This window comes from Amycolatopsis sp. CA-126428 (assembly GCF_002904335.1).
Classification (GTDB): Bacteria; Actinomycetota; Actinomycetes; order Mycobacteriales; family Pseudonocardiaceae; genus Amycolatopsis.
Genome location: NZ_PPHF01000136.1, coordinates 102,346 through 120,932 on the forward strand (window position 1 = coordinate 102,346; position 18,587 = coordinate 120,932).

Genomic DNA, 18,587 nt, shown 5'->3' on the forward strand with positions numbered 1-18,587 from the left:
CCCTTGCGGCCGGCAGCACCTGGGTGACCCGTGGGTGCGTCAGATCGGGAGCTTGCGGAAGATCGGCCGCGGGACGTGCCGCAGCGCCGACATCACCAGCCGGAACGGTGCCGGCGCCCACACGAGGTCCTTGCCTGCGCGGGCCGCGCCGACGGCGATCTCGGCGACCTGCTCGGCCGTCTGGGCCAGGGGAGCGTCCTTCAGGCCCTCGGTCATCTTCGTCTTCACGTGCCCGGGGCGGACGACCGTCACCTTGACCCCGAACGGCGCCAACGCCTCGCCGAGCCCCAGGTAGAAGCCGTCGAAACCGGCCTTCGTCGAGCCGTAGACGAAGTTGGAGCGGCGGACGCGCTCGCCGGCCACCGACGACAGCGCGATCACCGTGCCGTGGCCCTGGGCCTTGAGCTTCTCCGACAGCGCGACCCCGACCGACACCGCCGCGGTGTAGTTCACCGTGGCCAGCTCGACGGCCTTCGCGTGGTCCTGCCAGACCTCTTCGGGGTCGCCGAGCAGGCCGAACGCCACGACCGCCACGTCGATGTCGCCGCCGTCGAACGCCTTGGCCAGCACGGCCGGGTGGGTCGCGGTGTCCTTGGCGTCGAAGTCCACAGTCGACACTTCGGCGCCGCGGTCCTTCAGGCGCTGCGCGGCCGCGTCGAGGCGCGGCGACGGCCGGGCGGCCAGCACCACGCGCAGCGGCTTCTCGGCCAGGTACTTCTCGGCGATCGCCAGCGCGATGTCGGACGTGCCGCCGAGCAGGAGCAGGGATTGGGGGTTGCCCACCGCGTCGATCACAGTTCGAGCCTCCGGCTCATGTCAGAGGCGAAAACGCCTTCGGGGTCGATGGAAGCGCGGACCTTGCGCCATTCTTCGAGCCGCGGGTACATCTTCGCGAACGTCTCGGGCGAGGTGCGCGAGTCCTTCGCGGTGTACAGCCGCCCGCCCAGCTCCAGGACGTCTTCGTCGAGCTCCTGGCAGAACCGGCTGAGGCCGTCCTTGATCGGGAAGTCGACGCAGACCATCCAGCCCGGGTGCGGGAACGACAGCGGCGCCGCGTTGCCCTCGCCCATGCGCTTGAAGACGTTGAGGAAGGACACGTGTCCCGACTCGGCGATCTTGCGGACGATGTTCCGCAGCGGCTCGTGCGCGTTCAGCGGGGTCGAGAACTGGTACTGCAGGAAGCCCTTCGAGCCGTAGGCGCGGTTCCACTCGCCGAACATGTCGAGCGGGTGGTAGAAGGCCGTCAGGTTCTGGATCACGCCGCGGGCCGCCTTCGGCGTCTTGCGGTAGTACAGCTCGCCGATCGCGCCGAAGGTCAGCTTGTTGGCCAGGCCGTTCGGGAAGACGTCCGGCAGCGTCGCCAGCTGCGGAGCGTCGAACTTCAGCGGGTTCGCGCGCAGCTTCGGCGGCAGTTCGTCCAGCTTCGCGAGCGAGCCGCGGCCGAAGGCGGCGCGGCCGAGCTTCGAGCCGGTGGAGATCGTGTCGAACCACGCCGACGAGTACGTGTAGTTGTCGTCGGAGCCGTTGCTGACCAGCTCCAAGGTCTCGTCGAGGTTGTTCGTGCGCTCGTTGTCCGCGAGGAAGTACGCGGTCTCGGTCTTGGTCATCCGGATCTTGGCCCGGACGATGATGCCGGTCAGCCCGATGCCGGCCACGGTCGCCCAGAACAGCTCGGCGTCCGGGCCCTCCGGCGTCAGCGTGCGGAGCTGCCCGTCGGCGGTGATCAGGTCCATCGACACGACGTGGTTGCCGAAGCTGCCCGCGCTGTGGTGGTTCTTGCCGTGGATGTCGTTGGCGATCGCGCCGCCGATGGTCACCTGGCGCGTGCCCGGCAGCACCGGGACCCACAGGCCGTACGGCAGCGCCTCGCGCATCAGCTGGTCGAGGCTCACGCCGGCGTCGACGTCGACGAGGGCGGAGTCCGGGTCGATCGAGTGGATCCGGTTCAGCGCCGTCATGTCGACGACCAGGCCGCCGGCGTTCTGCGCGGGGTCGCCGTAGGAGCGGCCGAGGCCGCGGGCGATGACGCCGCGCTCACCGGCCTGGGCCACGGCGCGGGCGATCACCTCCACGTCGGCGGTGGTCAGCACGTCGGCGGTGGTCGGTGCGGTCCGCGCCCAGCCCATGAGCGTGCGACGCTGTGTATTGGGTGCTTGGGTCACCCGTCAAGTAAACCAGCGGCGCGAAGCGCCTCCGTTGAGGGTGGTGGTGGGGGCATGGATGGAGGTAGCCACGCCGACGGACGCCCGGAACGTGACCCTGAAGTGCTCGCTTCTACACTTTGCGCATCAAGGCACAAGCGCCCGCGCGGGTGACCATGACACAGGTGACGAGGTAATGCAGTGGTGGCGACCGATCCGCAAGCCGAGGCAACGGCTGGGCAGTCCTCCGTGGGACTGCTGGGCCAGCTCGTCCGCTTCGCCCTGATCGGGGGCTTTTGCGCTCTCGTCGACCTGGGCACCTACACGCTGCTGACCCAGGTGGCCGGGATGGCCACCTCACCGTCGGTCGACATCGCCCGCGCTATCTCTTTCGTCGTGGGCACGACCACGGCGTTCTTCCTGAACCGGAAGTTCACCTTCGCCGGCGGGCGCCGCGACGGGAAGGCGCAGGTCGGCTCGTTCGTCCTGCTCTACACCGTGACGTTCTTCGTCGCGGTCGGGGTGAACCAGCTAATGCTGAACGTGCTGCCGGAGTCCGCCTGGCAGCACACCCTGTGCTGGGCCGTGTCGCAGGCCACCGCCACCGTGATCAATTTCGTGATGCTCAAGTGGGTCGTCTTCCGCGAGCCGTCGACTGAGGAGAACTGAGGAACCAGATGCCCGGTAAAACAGCCACCCCGGCGCCGACCACCGAAGCCGGCACGGCCACCGAGACGCGGTTCACCGAGCACACTCCGCAGGGTCGCCTGACGGCGCAGCGCGGGCTCTACGCCGGCCCGGCGCCGATCGTCAGCAAGGACCTGTACGCCGAGCTCCAGTGGGGCGCGGCCGTGCGGGAGCGGGCGTCGATCGCCCTCGAGCCCGCCTCCAAGGTGTCGGGCAACACGTACTTCGGCCGGTTCCCGGCCAGCTACTGGCAGCGCTGGACCACGGTGACCGAGGTCTCGGTCGAGGCCGTCGTCACCGGCACCGGCCTGCTGTCGATGGGCGCCTCCGACGTCGAGGGCGAGCCCCGCGTGGTGGCCGCCGAGCAGGTCAAGGACGCCAAGCAGGCGAAGGTGTCGCTGACCGGCAAGCTGGACAAGTTCTACGACGGCGGCGCGCTCTGGCTCGACCTCGAGACCGAGGGCGGCCAGACGCTGCGCGTCGAGCAGGTCCGCTGGACAGTTGAAGCGCCGGAGAAGATCCGCCCGACCGCGGTGACCATCTGCACGATGAACCGCGCCGACGACTGCCTGAAGAACCTCCAGGCCCTCGCCGCGGACGTCTCCTCGCTGGAGACCCTGGACGCGATCTACGTCGCCGACCAGGGCACCGACCTCGTCGAGTCGCGCGATGGCTTCGAGCAGGTCGCCAAGGACCTCGCCGACAAGCTGCACTACATCAAGCAGCCGAACCTCGGCGGCGCCGGCGGCTTCACCCGCGGCCTCTTCGAGGTGGCCGGGCACACCGCGACCGAGCACGCGAACGTCCTGTTCATGGACGACGACGTCCTGCTCGAGCCGGACCTGGTGATCCGGATGACGGCGTTCTCGAACCGCGCCGCCAACCCGATCATCGTCGGCGGCCAGATGCTCAACCTGTTCCACCCGAACCAGCTGCACGTCGGCGCCGAGTACGCGCGGCTCAACACGCTCGAGCCCGGCCAGCCGGTCGAGCACTCGCTGTCCACCGCCGACCTGCTCGGCGTGGACGAGGAGACGCTGAAGCCGAACCGCCAGGAACGCCGGCTCGACGCGGGCTACAACGGCTGGTGGTCGTGCCTGATCCCCTACGAGGTCGTCCAGGCCAGCGGTTACCCGCTGCCGTTCTTCTTCCAGTGGGACGACGCCGAGTATTCCTACCGGGCCCGCGCGCACGGCTTCCCGACCGTCACCCTGCCGGGTGCGGGCGTGTGGCACGCGGACTTCCACATGAAGGACTGGGACGAGTGGCACCGGTACTTCAACCTGCGCAACTCGATCATCACCGCGGCCCTGCACTCGCCGTTCAACCTGAACCTGCTTTCGCGGGTGCTGATCGCGCAGCTGGTGCGCTACCTGCTCGGCATGCAGTACGGCCTGTCGGCGACGCTGATCAAGGCCGTCGAGGACTTCCTGAAGGGCCCGGAGATCCTGCGTGACGGCGGGGTCGAGGCGATGAAGGAGATCCGCCGCATCCGCGACGAGTACCCGGAGACCAAGCGCCACAAGGCGACCGACGTCCCGGGCATCGCGTCCAACGACATCGGCATCATCAACAGCTCGCCGCGGCCCAGCCTGCAGCGCGTGGTGCTGATCAGGCGCGTCCTCGACCGGCTGCTCGGCCGCAGCCGCTTCGGGCTCGGCGCGGTGCCGATCGACGAGGCCAACTGGTGGCACATCGCGCTGTTCAACACCGCCGTCGTCACCGACGCGAGCCAGGAAGGCGTCCGCGTCCGGTCGTACGACCGGGTGAAGATGTTCGCGCTGGCCAAGCAGGGCGTGAAGGTCATCCAGCGGCTGCGCAAGGAAGGCGCGGCGGTGCAGGAGCAGTACAAGCGGGCCATGCCCGAGCTCACCTCGCGCGAGAACTGGAAGCGCCTGTACAAGCTCTGAGCACGGGCTCCCGCGAAGGCCGTCTCACGTTCTCGTGAGGCGGCCTTCGCCGTGTCAGGCGTGCATGCCGAACACGGTGCTCTTGCGGTTGAGGTCGTCGATGTACGCGGCGGCGACGTGGGCGAAGTTGATCGCGACCACCGCGTCGGCCTTGGTGGTCACCGATTCGACGGCGCCGGTCTTGACGAGCTGGGCGAGCTTGCCCGCCAGCTTCCCGGATTCTTCGGTGGTCAGCGCGAACAGCAGCGGTTCGCCGCCGGTGGCGAGGTGCAGGACGAGGGCGGGTTTCGGGTCAGCCATGCGTCCATCGGACCAGCGCCGATCTTCGCCGGGCAAGCGGGTTCGCTGAGGGCGGAGCTGTCGTTCGGGGGGCTCCCGGTGGCGGAGCCCCCGGCCCGGGGCGAAGCCCCGGTTGTCACCGCGGTGGACTACCGTTTTCGGCGACGACCGGAAGACCCCGGGGGGACGGAAGCGATGCCTCACTCGTTCTCGCTGTCGCTGGCAGCGGTGGACATCCTGCTGGAACAGCTCGGGCTCGGCCGCGCGCCGACGCCGTTCGAGGTCCCGCACGTCGGCACGACCGTCGAGCAGCGCGCGATGATCCGCGACGCCGTCGTCCGCGACCTGACCGGCCGCGGGCTGTGGAGCCGCGGCCGCCTCGACCCGGACGCCGAGCTGGCGCTGGCCACGTTCGTCCGGGGGAGCGTGTCCATCAACGCGGCCGCCGAGCTGGGCGACCGCCACCTGTTCGCGCGCGTCGCCTCCGACGGCCAGTTCGCGGTGCTCGCGCGCCAGGAGGAGAACCTCCTGGTCTTCGAGGAGGTCCGCCCGACGGGCATCGTGCCGGCGATCGTCGACCTCCTCCCGCTGACGCCGGCGGCGCCCGGCCAGTCGGTGACGATTTCGCGGCCGGTCCAGCAGCCCCGCCACCAGCGCCGCGACGAGACGTACGACCCGTTCGCCGGCGTCGCCGGCCCGCGCGCGCACAGCAACGCCGGCGGCCCGCAGGTCCGCATGATCGAGCGCGTCTTCCAGGAGCCCAAGAAGCGCGTGGGCCAGTTCACGGCCCAGACGCGCGGCGGCACGTTCCCCCCGCTGGCCTGGTTCGACACCCCGAGCGGCCGCTGGCTGATGTCCTCCCGCGCGGCCGCCGACGGCCAGCGCTGGATCACCTACGCCCCGGCCGACAACGCCCGGCTGGCCCAGCAGCTGTACGCCCAGCTCGAAGGCCAGTTCTGACGGGACGGGAACCGGCCGCGCCCCGGGCGCGTCCGAAGTGGAGATCGGTGAACGGCGGTCGCGCTGGGTGCCCGGCTAGTAGACTTCCGGGTGCACACGCACGGGCGAAGCGATTCGGGGTGGAACAGCGATGCAGATGGCTGACGGCGGGGGCGGCGGCTCGATCGCCGACATCGTCAACCCGCTCTCCTCGGCCGGGATGGGCGCCGCGGTGCAGGCGGTCACGGCCGAGACCCAGAAGCTGGTCGACGCGGCCAAGGGCGGCGGGTTCAAGATCACCCCGGAGGGGGTGAAGCCGATCCGGGACGCCCTCCTCGACCTCGTCAACGGCCTCGCCGACGTGCAGTCCACCAGCTACTTGCTGGACCAGAACCCGCAACTCGGCGACCACCCGTACGGGCACACCGTCGCCAAGCACGACTCGACGGCCGCGGGTAAAGCGACCGAGGTTCTCGAGCAGCTCAGGCGGGTCGCGCAGCAGGCGGACGAGGCGCTCGCCAGGGCCGCGGGCCTCTACAAGGAAACGGAGAGCCAGGCCTTCTCCGCTCTCCAGACCAAGCAGGCTTGAGGGATGACGAAACTTTTCGTTCGGGTGCTCCTTCCGCTCGTGGCCGGCGGCACGCTGCTCGCCGGGTGCACCACGACGCAAGGGGGAACGCCGTCACCCGCCCAGTCGTCTCCGGCCGGCGAAGCGGGAACCTCGGAAAACCCGTCTTCCGGTGGCGGCGGGACCCAGTCGATCACCGACGCCTGCTCGCTGCTGGAAGCGAGCGACCTGAGCGGCTACGGCGAGTTCAACGAGCCGCTGAACAAGACGGTCGGCGGCGTGCGTTCCTGCAGTTACCGGCAGAAGATCGCCTCGGCGAGTGACAACGCCAAGGTGATCGGCGTCAACGTCCGCGACACCGCATCGGTCGCGCAGACCAACGACACCGGCGGTGGCGTGGTCGACAAGGACGTCAACGGCCGGAAGGCGAAGGAAGCGCCGGGTGGTGCGTCCGTGGCGGCCTGCACGCTCGCCCTGCCGGTGGGAGATTCGTCTCGGGTGGATGTGGCGGTGACCGGTGCCGCCTCGGCGGACGAGGCCTGCCAGGTCGCCGAGGCGGTCGCGAAGGCCGTCGAACCGCGGCTGCCGAAGGGATAGGGGAACCCAGATGACCACGCGACAGGGACCGCGGCCGAAGACCGAGGACAAGACGCCCCAGCAGGTCCAGGACATGGCGCCCGCCGAGCGGGACGCCTACCTCCAGCAGAAGGCCGAAGAAGGCGTCGACCCGAGCAGCTGGTTGTTCGGGCCGGTGCAGCAGTGGGTGGCCCAGGCGCAGGCGAAGAACCAGGCCCAGCAGATGGGCGACAAGAACGTCAAGGAAGCCACCCAGGGCCGCGACGTCGAGTACGTGCAGGGCCTGAACCCGTCGAGCGCGGACTACAAGGGCAGCGACCACACCCAGCTCCAGAGTTATCTGAACACCAACCTGAACGTCGAACAGGTTTCGGAGCTTTCGACCGCGTACCACGACGTGCACAAGGTCTTCGACAAGTTCGCGCAGTCGATGAACACCGCCGTCAACGCCTCGAAGGGCACCTGGGAAGGCAGCGCCGCCGAGAACGCGCAGCAGTACTTCACCAGCCTCGGCAAGTGGTCCGACGCCAACTCCCAGAACGCCAAGCTGGCCTCGGAAACCATCTACGACCAGGGGCAGGCCGCCGCCACGGCGAAGAACTCCATGCCGGCGCCCATCCCGTTCAGCTGGACCGACGAGTTCAAGGGCTGGGCCACCTCGAACCCCTTCAACCTGCCCGACAACGTCGACAAGTCGATCCAGAAGCAGAAGGACAGCCAGGCCGCGCACGACGAGGCCGCCGGCGTCATGGCGACCTACGACAAGAACCTCTACGAGGCCGCCTCCAAACAGCCCGCTTTCGCGCCGCCGCCGAGCTTCAGCACCGGCGGGGGCAGCGATGACCCCAACGGCACCGGCGACAAGAACGGCGTCAACAACCCCTCGAGTGTCAACATGCCGGGCTCGCACTCGGTGAACACCCCGGGCGGCACCGCCCAGGGCTTCGTGTCCGGCACCACCTCCGGCCCGCTCGGTAGCCCGGCCGGGCACTCCTTCTCCGGGCCCGGCTCGACCACCGGGTCCGGGTTCGTGCCCGCGGGCACCACCACGCCGTCCGGCTTCACGCCCAGCTCGGTCCCCGCCGCGTCGACGTCGAACTCGAACCAGCAGTTCGGGATGCCGCCGATGAGCCCGATGCCGATGGGCGGGATGAACTTCGGCGGCGACGAGGCCTACAACTCCAAGGTCGGTGGCGGCGGCGGTGGCGGCGGCGGGCGCGGTGGCGGCGGCTTCGGCCCCGGCGGCTCGGGTGCCGGCAACGCGACGGGCGCGGGCGCCGCGTCGGGTGCCGCCCGGCCGGGCGGGATCGGCGCCGCGGAAGCGGCCGCGGGGCGCGGGATGGGCGGCCTGGGTGCGGGTGGCGCCGGTCGCGGGGGCATGAGTCCCGGTGGCGGCGGCCTGGGCCGCGGCCAGAAGGGCGAAGGCGACGAGGACACCGAGCACTCGCGCCCGACCTACCTGGTCGAGGGTGACCCCGACGAGGTCTTCGGCACCGACCTGCGCACGGCGCCGCCGGTCATCGGCGAATAAGCCCGCTCGACGGAAAAGGCCCCCGCGACGGGAGCGGGGGCCTTTTCCGTTGCGGGATCAGTAGCGGTAGAACTTCTCGGCGCGGCCCTGCCGCACCAGCTTCAGCCACTGCAGGAACGCCTTCGGGTCGCGCTTCACGCCCACGAAGTACAGTCCGAAGCGGACGATCTCCAGCGCGCCGATCTTCCGCATGCCCGGCTGGGACAGCAGGTAGCCGCGGTTGCGGTAGGTGTAGTACCGCTTGACCTCGTTTTCCGGGTCCTGCGCGTGGAACTTGCCGCCCAGCATGGGCTTGAACTCGTCCGAGCCGTCCGGGTGCAGGTACTTCGTCTTCAGCGACGTGCCGAACGGCAGCCCGGACCGGACCAGCCGCCGGTGCAGCTCCACCTCGTCGCCGCGGAAGAACAGCCGCAGGTCCGGCACGCCGACGACGTCCAAAGTGGACGCGCGGAAGAGCGCGCCGTTCATCAGGGACGCGATGCCGGGCAGGAAGTCGGCCCCCAGCTCGGACTGCGAACGCTTCCAGGTCAGGCCGCGGCGCAGCGGGAACGCCAGCTTGTCCGGCGCGTCGATGTTCGACACCACCGGCGAAATCTCGGCCAGGTCCCGCTTTTCCGCTTCCTCCAGCAGGATCGCGAGCACGTTCTCGTCGGCCGGGCGCCCGTCGTCGTCGGCCAGCCAGATCCAGTCCGCGCCCAGCGAGAGCGCGTGCAGCATGCCCAGCGCGAACCCGCCGGCGCCACCGAGGTTCCGGTGCGACGGCAGGTACGTGTGCGGCAGCGGGTAGTTCTCGACGACCTCGCGCGCGGAGTCGTCCGGCCCGTTGTCGACGACCACCAGGTGGTCGACCGGCCGGGTCTGGGCCGCGATGACCTTCAGCGAGTCCGCGAGCAGCTCCCGCCGGTGCCGCGTGACGACCACGCCGACGACCGCGCCGCCGGGCAGCTGCCGGGTCTCGCTGGCCATCATTCCCCGCCGTTCGTCATCGCCGCCGGCTCGATGCCGAAGCGCTCCAGGGTTTCCTGGCTCATGTTCTCGAAGGGGTCACGGCCCTTGTACGACGTCAGGACGTCCCGCAGCGAACCCTGTTGCTTGAGGTGCCCCTCGTCCATCCAGATGGCCGAGTCGCACAGTTCGAAGAGGAACTCGTCCGAGTGGCTGGCGAACACCAGGATGCCGGAGCGCTTGACGAGGTCCTTGAGCCGGTCGCGCGCCTTGTTGAGGAACGCCGCGTCGACCGCGCCGATGCCCTCGTCGAGGATGAGGATCTCGGGGTCGATCGACGTGACGACACCCAGCGCCAGCCGCACCCGCATACCCGTCGAGTACGTGCGCAGCGGCATCTGCAGGTAGTCGCCGAGCTCGGTGAACTCGGCGATGTCGTCGACCCGCTTCTCCATCTCCTTGGCGGTCATGCCGAGGAAGAGGCCGCGGATGATGATGTTCTCGACGCCGGAAATCTCGGGGTCCATGCCGATGCCGAGGTCGAACACCGGCGCGATCTTGCCCTTGATCCGCGACGAGCCGCGGGTCGGCTCGTAGATCCCGGCGAGCAGGCGCAGCAGCGTGGACTTGCCGGCGCCGTTGTGCCCGACCAGGCCGACGCGGTCGCCTTCACTCAGGTTGAGGGACACGTCGTGCAGGGCTTCGATGATCGGCACCTTGGTGTCGGTGCCGATCTTGCCGCCGACCTTGCCGAGGACCTTCTTCTTCATCGACCGCGTCTTCGCGTCGAAGATCGGGAAGTCGACGAACGCGTTGTGGACGTCAATGGAAACCATGTGTCACACCCAATAGGAGACGCGGGCACGGTAGTTGCGCATCGCGACCAGCGCGAGAGCCCAACCGACGACGGTGATGGAGCCGACCACGATCCAGTTCCCCACGGAGAACTCCTGCCCCAGCAGCGGCGCGCGGACCACCTGCATGAAGTGGTAGAGCGGGTTGATCTTGACGATCGGCAGGATCCAGGAGGCGCCCTCGCGGGTGCCGCCGGTCATCAGCTGGTCCACCGGCCAGACGATCGGCGTGCCGTAGAAGAGCAGCTGGATCAGCGAGTTGACGACCTGCGGGATGTCGCGGAAGCGGGTCGAGATGATGCCGAACAGCAGCGTCACCCAGGCGGCGTTGAGCGCCAGCAGCACGAAACCGGGGATGGCCAGCAGGATGTTCCAGCTGAGGCCCGGGTGGCAGATGTGGCCCGGGACGCACGACCCGTTGCCCAGCAGCGAGTACCTGTTGCTGAGCGCGCTGAAGAAGATCGCCAGCACGCCGACGTAGACGATCATGTTGTGGGCCAGCATCAGCGTCTGCCGCCACACCGTGCGCAGCATGTACACGCTCAGTGGCGCCGGGACCTGCTTGATCAGCCCCTCGTTCGCGATGAACGTCTCCATGCCCTCGGAGAGGCAGCCGCTGATGAAGCCCCAGATGATGAAGCCGGTGGAAATGTAGGGCAGGAACACCTCGACGGGCAGCTTGAACAGCTGTGAATACAGCAGCCCGAGCCCGAGCGCGAGGACGGCCTGGCTGATGGTGATCCAGAAGGGGCCGATCACCGAGCGGCGGTATCTCTGCTTGATGTCCTGCCAGCCCAGGTGACCCCAGAGCTCGCGGGCACTGAATCCGGCCTTGATGTCGGCGAAGGCACGCGAGAACGTCTTGCTGTCCGACGTCGGGGGCGCCGAAGTCGTCACGGGTGAGTCTGCGGCCTGAACCGTGCTGGTGGCATGCACGAAGACGAGGGTACCGATGGGTCGTTCACCGGCCTGGCCACCCCGCCCGCAACACGTGCTCGCGGGGGGCGCGAAGGTGACCTGGATTACAGTCCGTCACACCGTACGATTCGCCGCATGGCGGTCGCTCCCGGTGAGAATTCGTCGACGAAGTCGGCCCAGCGTGCTCTCTATTACCTGGTGGCTCCGGTGGGGCACCCCAATTACGGCGACGAGCTCATCGCGGCGAGCTGGCTCGGCGAGCTGGCCGCGATGGCTCCGGACGCCGACGTCTGGGTGGACACGCACTCTCCGGGGCCCGCGGCGGTCCTGCTGGACGGCATCCACCCCCGGGCGAAGTTCACCGACACGCTGTGGCGGTTGTGCTGGGAGGCGCCGTCGGAAGAGCCGTGGCAGGTGGCCGCCTGGGTGCGCGAAGCGGTGCACAACCCCGGCATGATGCCTCGCCTGCACAGCGGGATCGAGCTGCTCGCGACCGCCGACGTCGTGCACGTCGTCGGCGGCGGCTACATCAACAAGCTGTGGCCGAAGCAGCTCGGCCTGCTCGCCGGCGCCGCCGCGGCGGTGGAACGGTCCGGTGGCCGCGCCGCGATGACCGGGCACGGTCTCGTGCCGGCCTGCGAAGACGTCACGCCCCTGCTGCTGAGCCTGCTGGACCACTTCGACGTCGTGGAGGTCCGCGACGAAGCATCGGCGGCCCTCGTCGACGTGCAGCCCGGGATCGACGACGCGTTCCTGGACATCGGCCCGCACCGCTACGAGGCCGCCGAGGACCAGCCGGAGGTGATGCTGTGCCTCCAGTCCGACCTCGTCGAGGTCGGCATCGGCAAGCTGGCGGGCGCGGTGCTGTCCATGCTGCGCGCCTGGAAGGTGCCGCCGGAGCGCGTCGGGGTCGTCGAAGGGGTGCCCCGCGTCGACCGCGAGGTGTTCGCCCTGCTGGAGCGCGAGCTGCCCGGTGCCCGGTTCTACCCGTTTTCCCACATCTGGGCGCACGGCCTGCCGGCCAACTCCCACCAGACGTGGATTTCCACCCGCTTCCACATCCACATGCTGGCGGCCGCGGCCGGCGCGTCCGGGGTGGCGGTGTCCATCAACCCCGACTATTACGCGACGAAGCACCGCTCACTGGCGGCGCTGGGCTCGAACTGGACGGTGCTGGAGGATCTCACCCAGGTGCCGGACCGCCCCACGGCCGGGGGCTATCCGGCGGACACCCTCGCGCACCTGCGACGGGCCAAGGTCGAGATCGCGAAGACGGTATACGCCCCGGTAGCGCGTCGGATTCCCGAGAGCGCTTCGGATGAACCGCAGCCGGAGTCGTTCCGGCGTCGCTGGTCGAGGCGGATCCTCGGCTGAGCGGTTGTCCGGGGTGGCCGCAGGCGTCCACCGCCCCTAGTTGTCCACAGAGGTTGTCCACAGGCCCTCCGGTCTGTGGACAACCCCGGCCGTCAGAGGTACTGGCCCGTTCCCGAGATTCCCGGTCCGTGCTCGTGCCCGTGGCCGACCGCGCCCGAAGGGCCCGCCGGCAACCCGCGCCGCATCTGCTCCAGCTGGACGCGGGCGGCCATCTGCTGGGCGAACAGGGCCGTCTGGATTCCGCTGAACAGCCCCTCCAGCCAGCCCACCAGCTGGGCCTGGGCGATCCGCAGCTCCGCGTCCGACGGCGTCGAGTCGTCGGTGAACGGGCGGACCAGCCGCTCCAGCTCGTCCTGGAGCTCCGGCGCCAGCGCCTTCTCCAGCTCGCGGATCGACGTCTGGTGGATCTCGCGCACCCGCGTGCGGGAGGCGTCGTCCAGCGGGGCCGCCCGGACCTCCTCCAGCAGCTGCTTGATCATCGTGCCGATGCGCATCACCTTCGCCGGCTCTTCGACGAGGTCACCCACCGACTCGGGGTGCTCGGCGCCGGCGTCGGGGGAGGGCAGCTGCGTGGCGCCGACCGGCGTGCCGTCCGGTCCGACTACCACCACCTGGGGTGAAGATTCCTGGCCCGGGTCACCCGCTGTGAAGTTCGGCTCGGTCATGTGCTCCATCCTGGCTTGCGTTCGACACGCTCCGCGACACCCACGGGGTGTCCGTCTCCGAGCGTAGCGGCTCCGAGGGTTCCCGGTGGCTCTCCACCCAACCCCGGACGCACGGCGAAACCGCACGTCCGTACGGTGTCCCCATGGCGTTCGACGTCGCTCGTATCCGTGGGCTCTTTCCCGCGCTGGGTGACGGCTGGATTCACTTCGACGGCGCCGCCGGAATGCTGGTCCCGGAACAGGTCGCATCGGCCGTTTCCACGGCGATGCGCGCCCCGGTGTCCGGGCCGGGCGGAGCGTTTCCGGCCTCACAACGCGCGGAAAGCATCGTGACCGCGGCCCGCCGGGCCGTGGCCGACCTGGTCGGGGCCGACCCGGCCGCCGTCGTGCTCGGGCCGAGCGCGCCGGTGATGCTGCGCCGGCTCGTCGACGCGCTCGCCGAGCGCTGGACCATCGGCGACGAACTCGTCGTCTCGAGGCTCGACGAGCAGGCGAACCTCGCGCCGTGGCAGCGCGCCGCCAAGCGGGTCGGGGCCGTCATCCGCTGGGGCGAGATCGACATCGAGACCTGCGAGCTGCCCGCGTGGCAGTACGAGCAGCTCGTGTCGGCGCGCACCAAGGCCGTCGCCGTCACGCTCGCGTCCGGTTCCGTCGGCACCCGGCCGGACGTGCCGACGATCATCGAGTTCGCCAAGCGGGTCGGCGCGCTCGTCGTCGTCGACGCCACCTACGCCGCACCCTTCCTGCCGCTGGACATCAACGCGCTCGGCGCCGACGTCATGGTCGTGTCCGCGCAGGCCTGGGGCGGTCCGTCGGTGGGCGCGCTGGTCTTCCGCGACCCCGAGCTGATCGAGCGGATCCCGCCGGCGTCGCTCGACCCGATGGCCCGCGGCGCCGCCCGGCTGGAGCTCGGCCCGCACGCCTACCCGCTGCTGGCCGGGCTGATCGCGTCGATCGACTACCTCTCCGGCCTCGACGACGCCGCCACCGGCTCGCGGCGCGAGCGCCTGGTCACCTCGCTCGGGTCGGCGAAGTCCTACCACGCCGGGCTGCTCGCGCAGCTGTCCACCGAACTGCTGTCGCTGCGGCACATCATGGTCATCGGCAACGCCATGCGCCGGATCCCCGCGCTCGCCTTCGCCGTCGCCGGCAAGAAGTCGCCCGAGGTCGCCGAGTACCTGGCCAAGCAGGGCTTGTGTGCCTTCGCCGACGACGGCACGAGCGGCGTCTTCGCGTCACTCGGCGTCGGAGAAGTGGGCGGCGCCGTGCGGATCGGGCTCGCCCACTACTCCAACGTCTTCGAGATCAACCAGCTCGTGCGGGTGCTCGACGAACTGCGCTGACGCAGTCAGGACTTCGCGGCCAGCAGGACCTTGCCGAAGACGCTGCCCTCTTCGAGGATCCGGTGCGCGGTCGCGGCTTCGGCCATCGGCACGACCTGGCCGACGATCGGCTTGACGAGCCCCTCGGCGACCAGCGGCCACAGGCGCTCGCGGACGTCGGCGACGATCGCCGCCTTCTGGTCGAGCGGCCGGAACCGCAGGCCCGCGGCGAACACCGAAGCCCGCTTGCCCAGCAGCGTGCCGACGTTCAGCTCGCCCTTGACCCCGCCCTGCATGCCGATGATGACCAGCCGCCCGTCCTGCTGCAGCGCGTCGACGTTGCGGCCCAGGTAGGACGCGCCCATGTTGTCGAGGATGACGTTCGCGCCACCCGTTTCCTTCTTGAGGACCTCGACGAAGTCCTGGTCCTTGTAGTTGATCGTGATGTCGGCGCCGAGCTGGCGGCAGCTTTCGAGCCGGTCCGGCGAGCCCGCGGTGACGGCGACGGTGGCGCCCAGCGCCTTGCCGACCTGGATGGCGTGCGTGCCGATGCCGCCGGCGCCGCCGTGGACCAGCAGCACCTCGCCTTCGGTGAGCTTCGCGTGCATCAGGACGTTCGCCCACACCGTGCAGGCCACCTCGGGCAACGCGGCCGCGGTGATCAGGTCGATCTCGCCCGGCACCGGCAGCAGCTGCCCCGCCGGGACGACGGCCTTCTCCGCGTAGCCGCCGCCGGAAAGCAGGGCGCAGACCTCGTCGCCGACGTTCCAGCCGGTCACGCCTTCGCCGAGTTCCGCGATCGTGCCGGAGCACTCGAGGCCGAGGATTTCGCTCGCGCCGGGCGGCGGCGGGTACTGGCCCTGGCGCTGCAGCAGATCCGCGCGGTTCACCGCGCTCGCCGCGACCTCCAGCAGCACCTCGCCGGGGCCGGGCCGCGGATCCGGCACCTCCGCCCACTCGAGAACGTCCGGGTCACCTGGTTCACGGATGGTGATCGCGTACATGTGTCGACTGTATACCGGCGGTGAAGTTCCCGCCGAAAGGCGCATTGACGGACTTCGCATATCGAACAAAGGTGAGCAACCATGTCACCCTTTAGAACGAAATTTCTCCCGCCGCTGGCCTTGGCCGCCGGCGCGACGCTGGTGCTCGGCCTGACCCCGGCCGCCGCCGCGAACACCGTTCCCGACGGGCCGGCCCTGGCGAAGCAGCTCGTCAAGAAGGTCGACGCCAACGGCGTCAACCGGCACCTGATCGCGCTCCAGCGCATCGCCGACACCAACGGTGGCACGCGGGCGGCGAGCACCGAGGGCCACAAGAAGTCCGCCGAGTACATCGCGACCAAGCTCGAGGCGGCCGGCTTCCAGGTCACCCGCCAGGAGTTCCCGTTCACCTACTCGCAGACCCTGGCCGAGAAGCTGACCGCGGGCGGCGCGAACGTCCCGGTCATCGCCATGGAGTACACGACGTCGACGCCGGTCGGCGGCATCACCGCGCCGCTCGCCGTGATCGCCGTCGACGACACCAGCGGCTGCGAGGCCACCGACTACACCGCGGACGTCGCGGGCAAGATCGCGCTGATCAAGCGCGGCGGCTGCTCGTTCGCGCAGAAGCAGCAGACGGCCGCGGCCGCGGGGGCGATCGGCGCGATCGTCTACAACAACACCGACGGCGCCCTGAACGGGACGCTCGGGGGCCCGGAGAACGCGAAGATCCCGACCGGGGGCGTGACGGCGGCCGCGGGGGCGCAGCTGGCCACGCTCGGCGGGCAGAACGTGACGCTGGAGCTGCGGGCCTTCCAGGAGGCCCGGACCAGCTACAACGTCATCGCCGAGACCAAGACCGGGCGCAAGGACAACGTCGTGATGCTGGGGTCGCACCTCGACAGCGTCCCGGCCGGCCCGGGCATCAACGACAACGGTTCCGGCTCGGCGACCCTGCTCGAGACCGCGCTGCAGCTGGGGAGCAGCCCGAAGGTCAACAACGGCGTGCGCTTCGGCTTCTGGAGCGCGGAGGAGTTCGGCCTGATCGGCTCGACCTACTACGTCGACCAGCTGACGTTCGAGCAGCAGCTCGACATCGCGCTGTACCTCAACTTCGACATGATCGGCTCGCCGAACGCCGGCTACTTCGCCTACGACGGGGACAACTCCGACGGCGTCGGCGCGGGCGCGGGCCCGTACGGCTCGGCGCAGATCGAGAAGACCTTCGTCGACTTCATGCAGGCCGCGCGGGGCGTGTCCCTCGAGGGCACCGACTTCACCGGCCGCTCGGACTACGGCGAGTTCATCGCCGTCGGCATCCCGGCCGGCGGCCTGGACACCGGCGCCGAGGTGCTGAAGACCCCGGCGCAGGCGGCGAAGTGGGGCGGCACGGCCGGCATCGCGTTCGACCCGTGCTACCACCAGGCCTGCGACAACCTGGGCAACATCGACCGGGTCGCGCTGGACCGCAACGCCGACGGCGTCGCGTGGGCCCTCGGCGTCTACGCGACGAGCACCGAGAGCGTCAACGGCGTCCAGCCGGGCAAGGCCAAGGCGGCCAAGCAGAAGGCCGCCGAACGCGGTGCGCAGCGGAACTTCTCCGCCCGCGCCGTGGCCGGTGACCCGCACGCGCTGACTGCCTGACCCCGGGTCGTGAGTGGTAAGGCGGGTTCTAACCCGCCTTACCACTCACGACGGGTTTGGCCGTCAGCCGAGGTTGTTCGTGCCGAAGGTGTCGCAGCGGGCCGGTTCGCCGGTCTGGAAGCCGGTGGTGAACCACTTCTTGCGCTGCGCCGACGTGCCGTGGGTGAACTTCGAGCGGTCGACCTGGCCGCCGCCGAGGTTCTCCTGGATGTAGTCGTCGCCGATGCGGGACGCGGTGTCCAGCGCGGCGTTGATGTCGTCCTGGGTGACGTCGGTGATCAGCGGCTTGCCGCTCTCGGTCGGCGTCGTCGAGGCGTGGTTGGCCCAGACGCCGGCGTAGCAGTCGGCCTGCAGCTCCAAGCGGACCGAACCGGACGTGGGGCCGGTGCCGGTGCCCTTCTTCGAGGTGCCGAGCAAGTTCTGCACGTGGTGGCCGTACTCGTGGGCGAGCACGTACGCCTCGGTGAAGAGGCCGCCCTGCGCGCCGAAGCGGGTCTTCAGCTCGTCGAAGAACGACAGGTCGATGTAGACGTCGGAGTCGGCCGGGCAGTAGAACGGGCCGGTGTCCGAAGTGGCGCTGCCGCAGCCGGTGCGCACGCCGCCGTTGAAGAACTTCGTCGGCGCCTTCTGGTAGGTCGAGCCGGAGCGCGCGAACTGCTGCGCCCAGTAGTCCTGGACGGAGTTGACGATCGCGACGATGGCGCAGTCGTGGTTCTTGTTGGCGTCCGCGCCCGTCTTGCACTCGCTGGACAGCTTGGAGTTGTCGACCTGCTCGCCGGACCCGACGCTGCCGAGCCCACCGCCCAGACCACTCCCGCTCGGCGCGCTGACCCCGCCGAGCTGGGACAACACGAAGTAGATGATCAGCCCGACGACGCCGAGTCCACCGCCGCCGAGCGCCACGCGGCCGCCGATCCCGCCGCCGCCTCCACCGCTTCCGCGCAGGTCCTGGACTTCGGAGGTGTCCAGGCCGGCGTCGTCGTCGAATCTCACCCGGGAATCGTAACGAGCCTGGGCCCGGCCGTCGCGCTGACTGCCGTGCCCAGGCTCTTGTACCGAGGTATGTCTTTGGTCGAGCGGCTGGCCGCTTCCGGGGCCGGCGTTCAGGCGCTGTGGTCACAGCTTCCGAGACCGTGACCGGAGCCAGGCCCGACCGACGCCGTATGCGTGATGCGCATGGAAGCCCGCTCTTGGCTGTTCACAATCGCGGCCGATCCGGTAGGTGTCCGTTCCGGTCGCGGGGACGCAGCG

General features: G+C 69.8%; 18 protein-coding genes. 9 read left to right on the top strand and 9 right to left on the bottom strand.

Annotation, left to right across the window (positions count from 1 at the left end; genetic code table 11):
- Positions 1–39: 39 nt before the first annotated feature.
- Positions 40–795, bottom strand: coding sequence for a decaprenylphospho-beta-D-erythro-pentofuranosid-2-ulose 2-reductase (locus C2L58_RS33425; protein WP_103341649.1), 756 nt, complete (start codon positions 793–795; stop codon positions 40–42).
- Complete coding sequence (locus tag C2L58_RS33430; protein ID WP_199191594.1) at positions 792–2,126, bottom strand: FAD-binding oxidoreductase; 1,335 nt, start codon at positions 2,124–2,126, stop codon at positions 792–794. The genes C2L58_RS33425 and C2L58_RS33430 overlap by 4 nt, the downstream gene beginning before the upstream one ends.
- A gap of 216 nt (positions 2,127–2,342) precedes the next feature.
- Here C2L58_RS33430 and C2L58_RS33440 point away from each other — a divergent pair, with 216 nt between their 5' ends.
- Together C2L58_RS33440 and C2L58_RS33445 are read left to right on the top strand one after the other, a co-directional pair.
- A complete protein-coding gene (locus C2L58_RS33440; RefSeq protein ID WP_199191576.1) occupies positions 2,343–2,810 on the top strand; it encodes a GtrA family protein in 468 nt (155 codons plus the stop codon).
- 8 nt (positions 2,811–2,818) lie between these two features.
- Positions 2,819–4,738 (top strand): glycosyltransferase, encoded by a 1,920-nt coding sequence (locus tag C2L58_RS33445; protein ID WP_103341651.1) that lies wholly within the window; start codon positions 2,819–2,821, stop codon positions 4,736–4,738.
- A 54-nt stretch (positions 4,739–4,792) separates the two neighbouring features.
- On the opposite strand, the gene C2L58_RS33450 is transcribed toward C2L58_RS33445, so the two are convergent.
- Positions 4,793–5,038: a hypothetical protein gene (locus tag C2L58_RS33450; RefSeq protein ID WP_103341652.1), complete on the bottom strand. Its 246-nt coding sequence runs from the start codon at positions 5,036–5,038 to the stop codon at positions 4,793–4,795.
- Between the two features lie 174 nt (positions 5,039–5,212).
- Between C2L58_RS33450 and C2L58_RS33455 the strand changes: the two genes are divergently transcribed.
- The 4 genes from C2L58_RS33455 to C2L58_RS33470 all read left to right on the top strand — a co-directional run bounded on the left by C2L58_RS33455 (position 5,213) and on the right by C2L58_RS33470 (position 8,631).
- Positions 5,213–5,977, top strand: coding sequence for an ESX secretion-associated protein EspG (locus C2L58_RS33455; RefSeq protein ID WP_103341653.1), 765 nt, complete (start codon positions 5,213–5,215; stop codon positions 5,975–5,977).
- 130 nt (positions 5,978–6,107) lie between these two features.
- Entirely contained in the window at positions 6,108–6,545 is a 438-nt protein-coding gene (locus C2L58_RS33460; RefSeq protein WP_103341654.1) for a hypothetical protein, read from the top strand.
- A gap of 3 nt (positions 6,546–6,548) precedes the next feature.
- Positions 6,549–7,121, top strand: coding sequence for a DUF3558 domain-containing protein (locus C2L58_RS33465; protein ID WP_103341655.1), 573 nt, complete (start codon positions 6,549–6,551; stop codon positions 7,119–7,121).
- 10 nt (positions 7,122–7,131) lie between these two features.
- Positions 7,132–8,631: a hypothetical protein gene (locus C2L58_RS33470; RefSeq protein ID WP_103341656.1), complete on the top strand. Its 1,500-nt coding sequence runs from the start codon at positions 7,132–7,134 to the stop codon at positions 8,629–8,631.
- Between the two features lie 57 nt (positions 8,632–8,688).
- On the opposite strand, the gene glfT1 is transcribed toward C2L58_RS33470, so the two are convergent.
- The 3 genes from glfT1 to wzm are packed head-to-tail and all read right to left on the bottom strand — an operon-like array spanning position 8,689 to position 11,366.
- Positions 8,689–9,597: a galactofuranosyltransferase GlfT1 gene (gene glfT1 / locus C2L58_RS33475; protein ID WP_199191577.1), complete on the bottom strand. Its 909-nt coding sequence runs from the start codon at positions 9,595–9,597 to the stop codon at positions 8,689–8,691.
- A complete protein-coding gene (wzt, locus tag C2L58_RS33480) occupies positions 9,597–10,412 on the bottom strand; it encodes a galactan export ABC transporter ATP-binding subunit Wzt/RfbE (protein ID WP_103341658.1) in 816 nt (271 codons plus the stop codon). Before wzt ends, glfT1 begins: the two co-directional genes overlap by 1 nt.
- 3 nt (positions 10,413–10,415) lie before the next feature.
- On the bottom strand, positions 10,416–11,366 hold the full coding sequence (wzm, locus tag C2L58_RS33485; protein WP_199191578.1) for a galactan export ABC transporter permease subunit Wzm/RfbD: 951 nt from the start codon (positions 11,364–11,366) through the stop codon (positions 10,416–10,418).
- Positions 11,367–11,483: 117 nt separating this feature from the next.
- Here wzm and C2L58_RS33490 point away from each other — a divergent pair, with 117 nt between their 5' ends.
- Positions 11,484–12,722: a polysaccharide pyruvyl transferase family protein gene (locus C2L58_RS33490; RefSeq protein ID WP_103341660.1), complete on the top strand. Its 1,239-nt coding sequence runs from the start codon at positions 11,484–11,486 to the stop codon at positions 12,720–12,722.
- A gap of 92 nt (positions 12,723–12,814) precedes the next feature.
- On the opposite strand, the gene C2L58_RS33495 is transcribed toward C2L58_RS33490, so the two are convergent.
- Entirely contained in the window at positions 12,815–13,396 is a 582-nt protein-coding gene (locus C2L58_RS33495) for a bacterial proteasome activator family protein (protein ID WP_103341661.1), read from the bottom strand.
- A gap of 134 nt (positions 13,397–13,530) precedes the next feature.
- On the opposite strand from C2L58_RS33495, the gene C2L58_RS33500 reads away from it, so the two are divergent.
- Positions 13,531–14,730: a cysteine desulfurase-like protein gene (locus C2L58_RS33500; RefSeq protein WP_103341662.1), complete on the top strand. Its 1,200-nt coding sequence runs from the start codon at positions 13,531–13,533 to the stop codon at positions 14,728–14,730.
- A 5-nt stretch (positions 14,731–14,735) separates the two neighbouring features.
- Here C2L58_RS33500 and C2L58_RS33505 read toward each other — a convergent pair whose 3' ends face one another.
- The gene (locus C2L58_RS33505) at positions 14,736–15,713 is read right to left on the bottom strand and encodes an NAD(P)H-quinone oxidoreductase (RefSeq protein ID WP_103341663.1); all 978 of its coding nucleotides are present in this window, start codon (positions 15,711–15,713) and stop codon (positions 14,736–14,738) included.
- A gap of 81 nt (positions 15,714–15,794) precedes the next feature.
- On the opposite strand from C2L58_RS33505, the gene C2L58_RS33510 reads away from it, so the two are divergent.
- Complete coding sequence (locus C2L58_RS33510; RefSeq protein WP_199191579.1) at positions 15,795–17,336, top strand: M28 family metallopeptidase; 1,542 nt, start codon at positions 15,795–15,797, stop codon at positions 17,334–17,336.
- A 63-nt stretch (positions 17,337–17,399) separates the two neighbouring features.
- Here the strand turns inward: C2L58_RS33510 and ypfJ are convergent, their stop codons facing one another.
- Positions 17,400–18,329 (bottom strand): KPN_02809 family neutral zinc metallopeptidase, encoded by a 930-nt coding sequence (ypfJ, locus tag C2L58_RS33515; RefSeq protein ID WP_103341664.1) that lies wholly within the window; start codon positions 18,327–18,329, stop codon positions 17,400–17,402.
- Positions 18,330–18,587: the final 258 nt, after the last annotated feature.

Bases quoted from the DNA above. Each gene is read 5' to 3' on its own strand.
- C2L58_RS33430 (WP_199191594.1), bottom strand. From the start codon at position 2,126: ATGGGCTGGGCGCGGACCGCACCGACCACCGCCGACGTGCTGACCACC.
- C2L58_RS33445 (WP_103341651.1), top strand. From the start codon at position 2,819: ATGCCCGGTAAAACAGCCACCCCGGCGCCGACCACCGAAGCCGGCACG.
- C2L58_RS33490 (WP_103341660.1), top strand. From the start codon at position 11,484: ATGGCGGTCGCTCCCGGTGAGAATTCGTCGACGAAGTCGGCCCAGCGT.
- C2L58_RS33500 (WP_103341662.1), top strand. From the start codon at position 13,531: ATGGCGTTCGACGTCGCTCGTATCCGTGGGCTCTTTCCCGCGCTGGGT.
- C2L58_RS33470 (WP_103341656.1), top strand. From the start codon at position 7,132: ATGACCACGCGACAGGGACCGCGGCCGAAGACCGAGGACAAGACGCCC.
- C2L58_RS33450 (WP_103341652.1), bottom strand. From the start codon at position 5,038: ATGGCTGACCCGAAACCCGCCCTCGTCCTGCACCTCGCCACCGGCGGC.
- glfT1 (WP_199191577.1), bottom strand. From the start codon at position 9,597: ATGGCCAGCGAGACCCGGCAGCTGCCCGGCGGCGCGGTCGTCGGCGTG.
- C2L58_RS33465 (WP_103341655.1), top strand. From the start codon at position 6,549: ATGACGAAACTTTTCGTTCGGGTGCTCCTTCCGCTCGTGGCCGGCGGC.
- C2L58_RS33510 (WP_199191579.1), top strand. From the start codon at position 15,795: ATGTCACCCTTTAGAACGAAATTTCTCCCGCCGCTGGCCTTGGCCGCC.
- wzt (WP_103341658.1), bottom strand. From the start codon at position 10,412: ATGGTTTCCATTGACGTCCACAACGCGTTCGTCGACTTCCCGATCTTC.
- C2L58_RS33455 (WP_103341653.1), top strand. From the start codon at position 5,213: ATGCCTCACTCGTTCTCGCTGTCGCTGGCAGCGGTGGACATCCTGCTG.
- C2L58_RS33495 (WP_103341661.1), bottom strand. From the start codon at position 13,396: ATGGAGCACATGACCGAGCCGAACTTCACAGCGGGTGACCCGGGCCAG.
- C2L58_RS33460 (WP_103341654.1), top strand. From the start codon at position 6,108: ATGCAGATGGCTGACGGCGGGGGCGGCGGCTCGATCGCCGACATCGTC.
- C2L58_RS33505 (WP_103341663.1), bottom strand. From the start codon at position 15,713: ATGTACGCGATCACCATCCGTGAACCAGGTGACCCGGACGTTCTCGAG.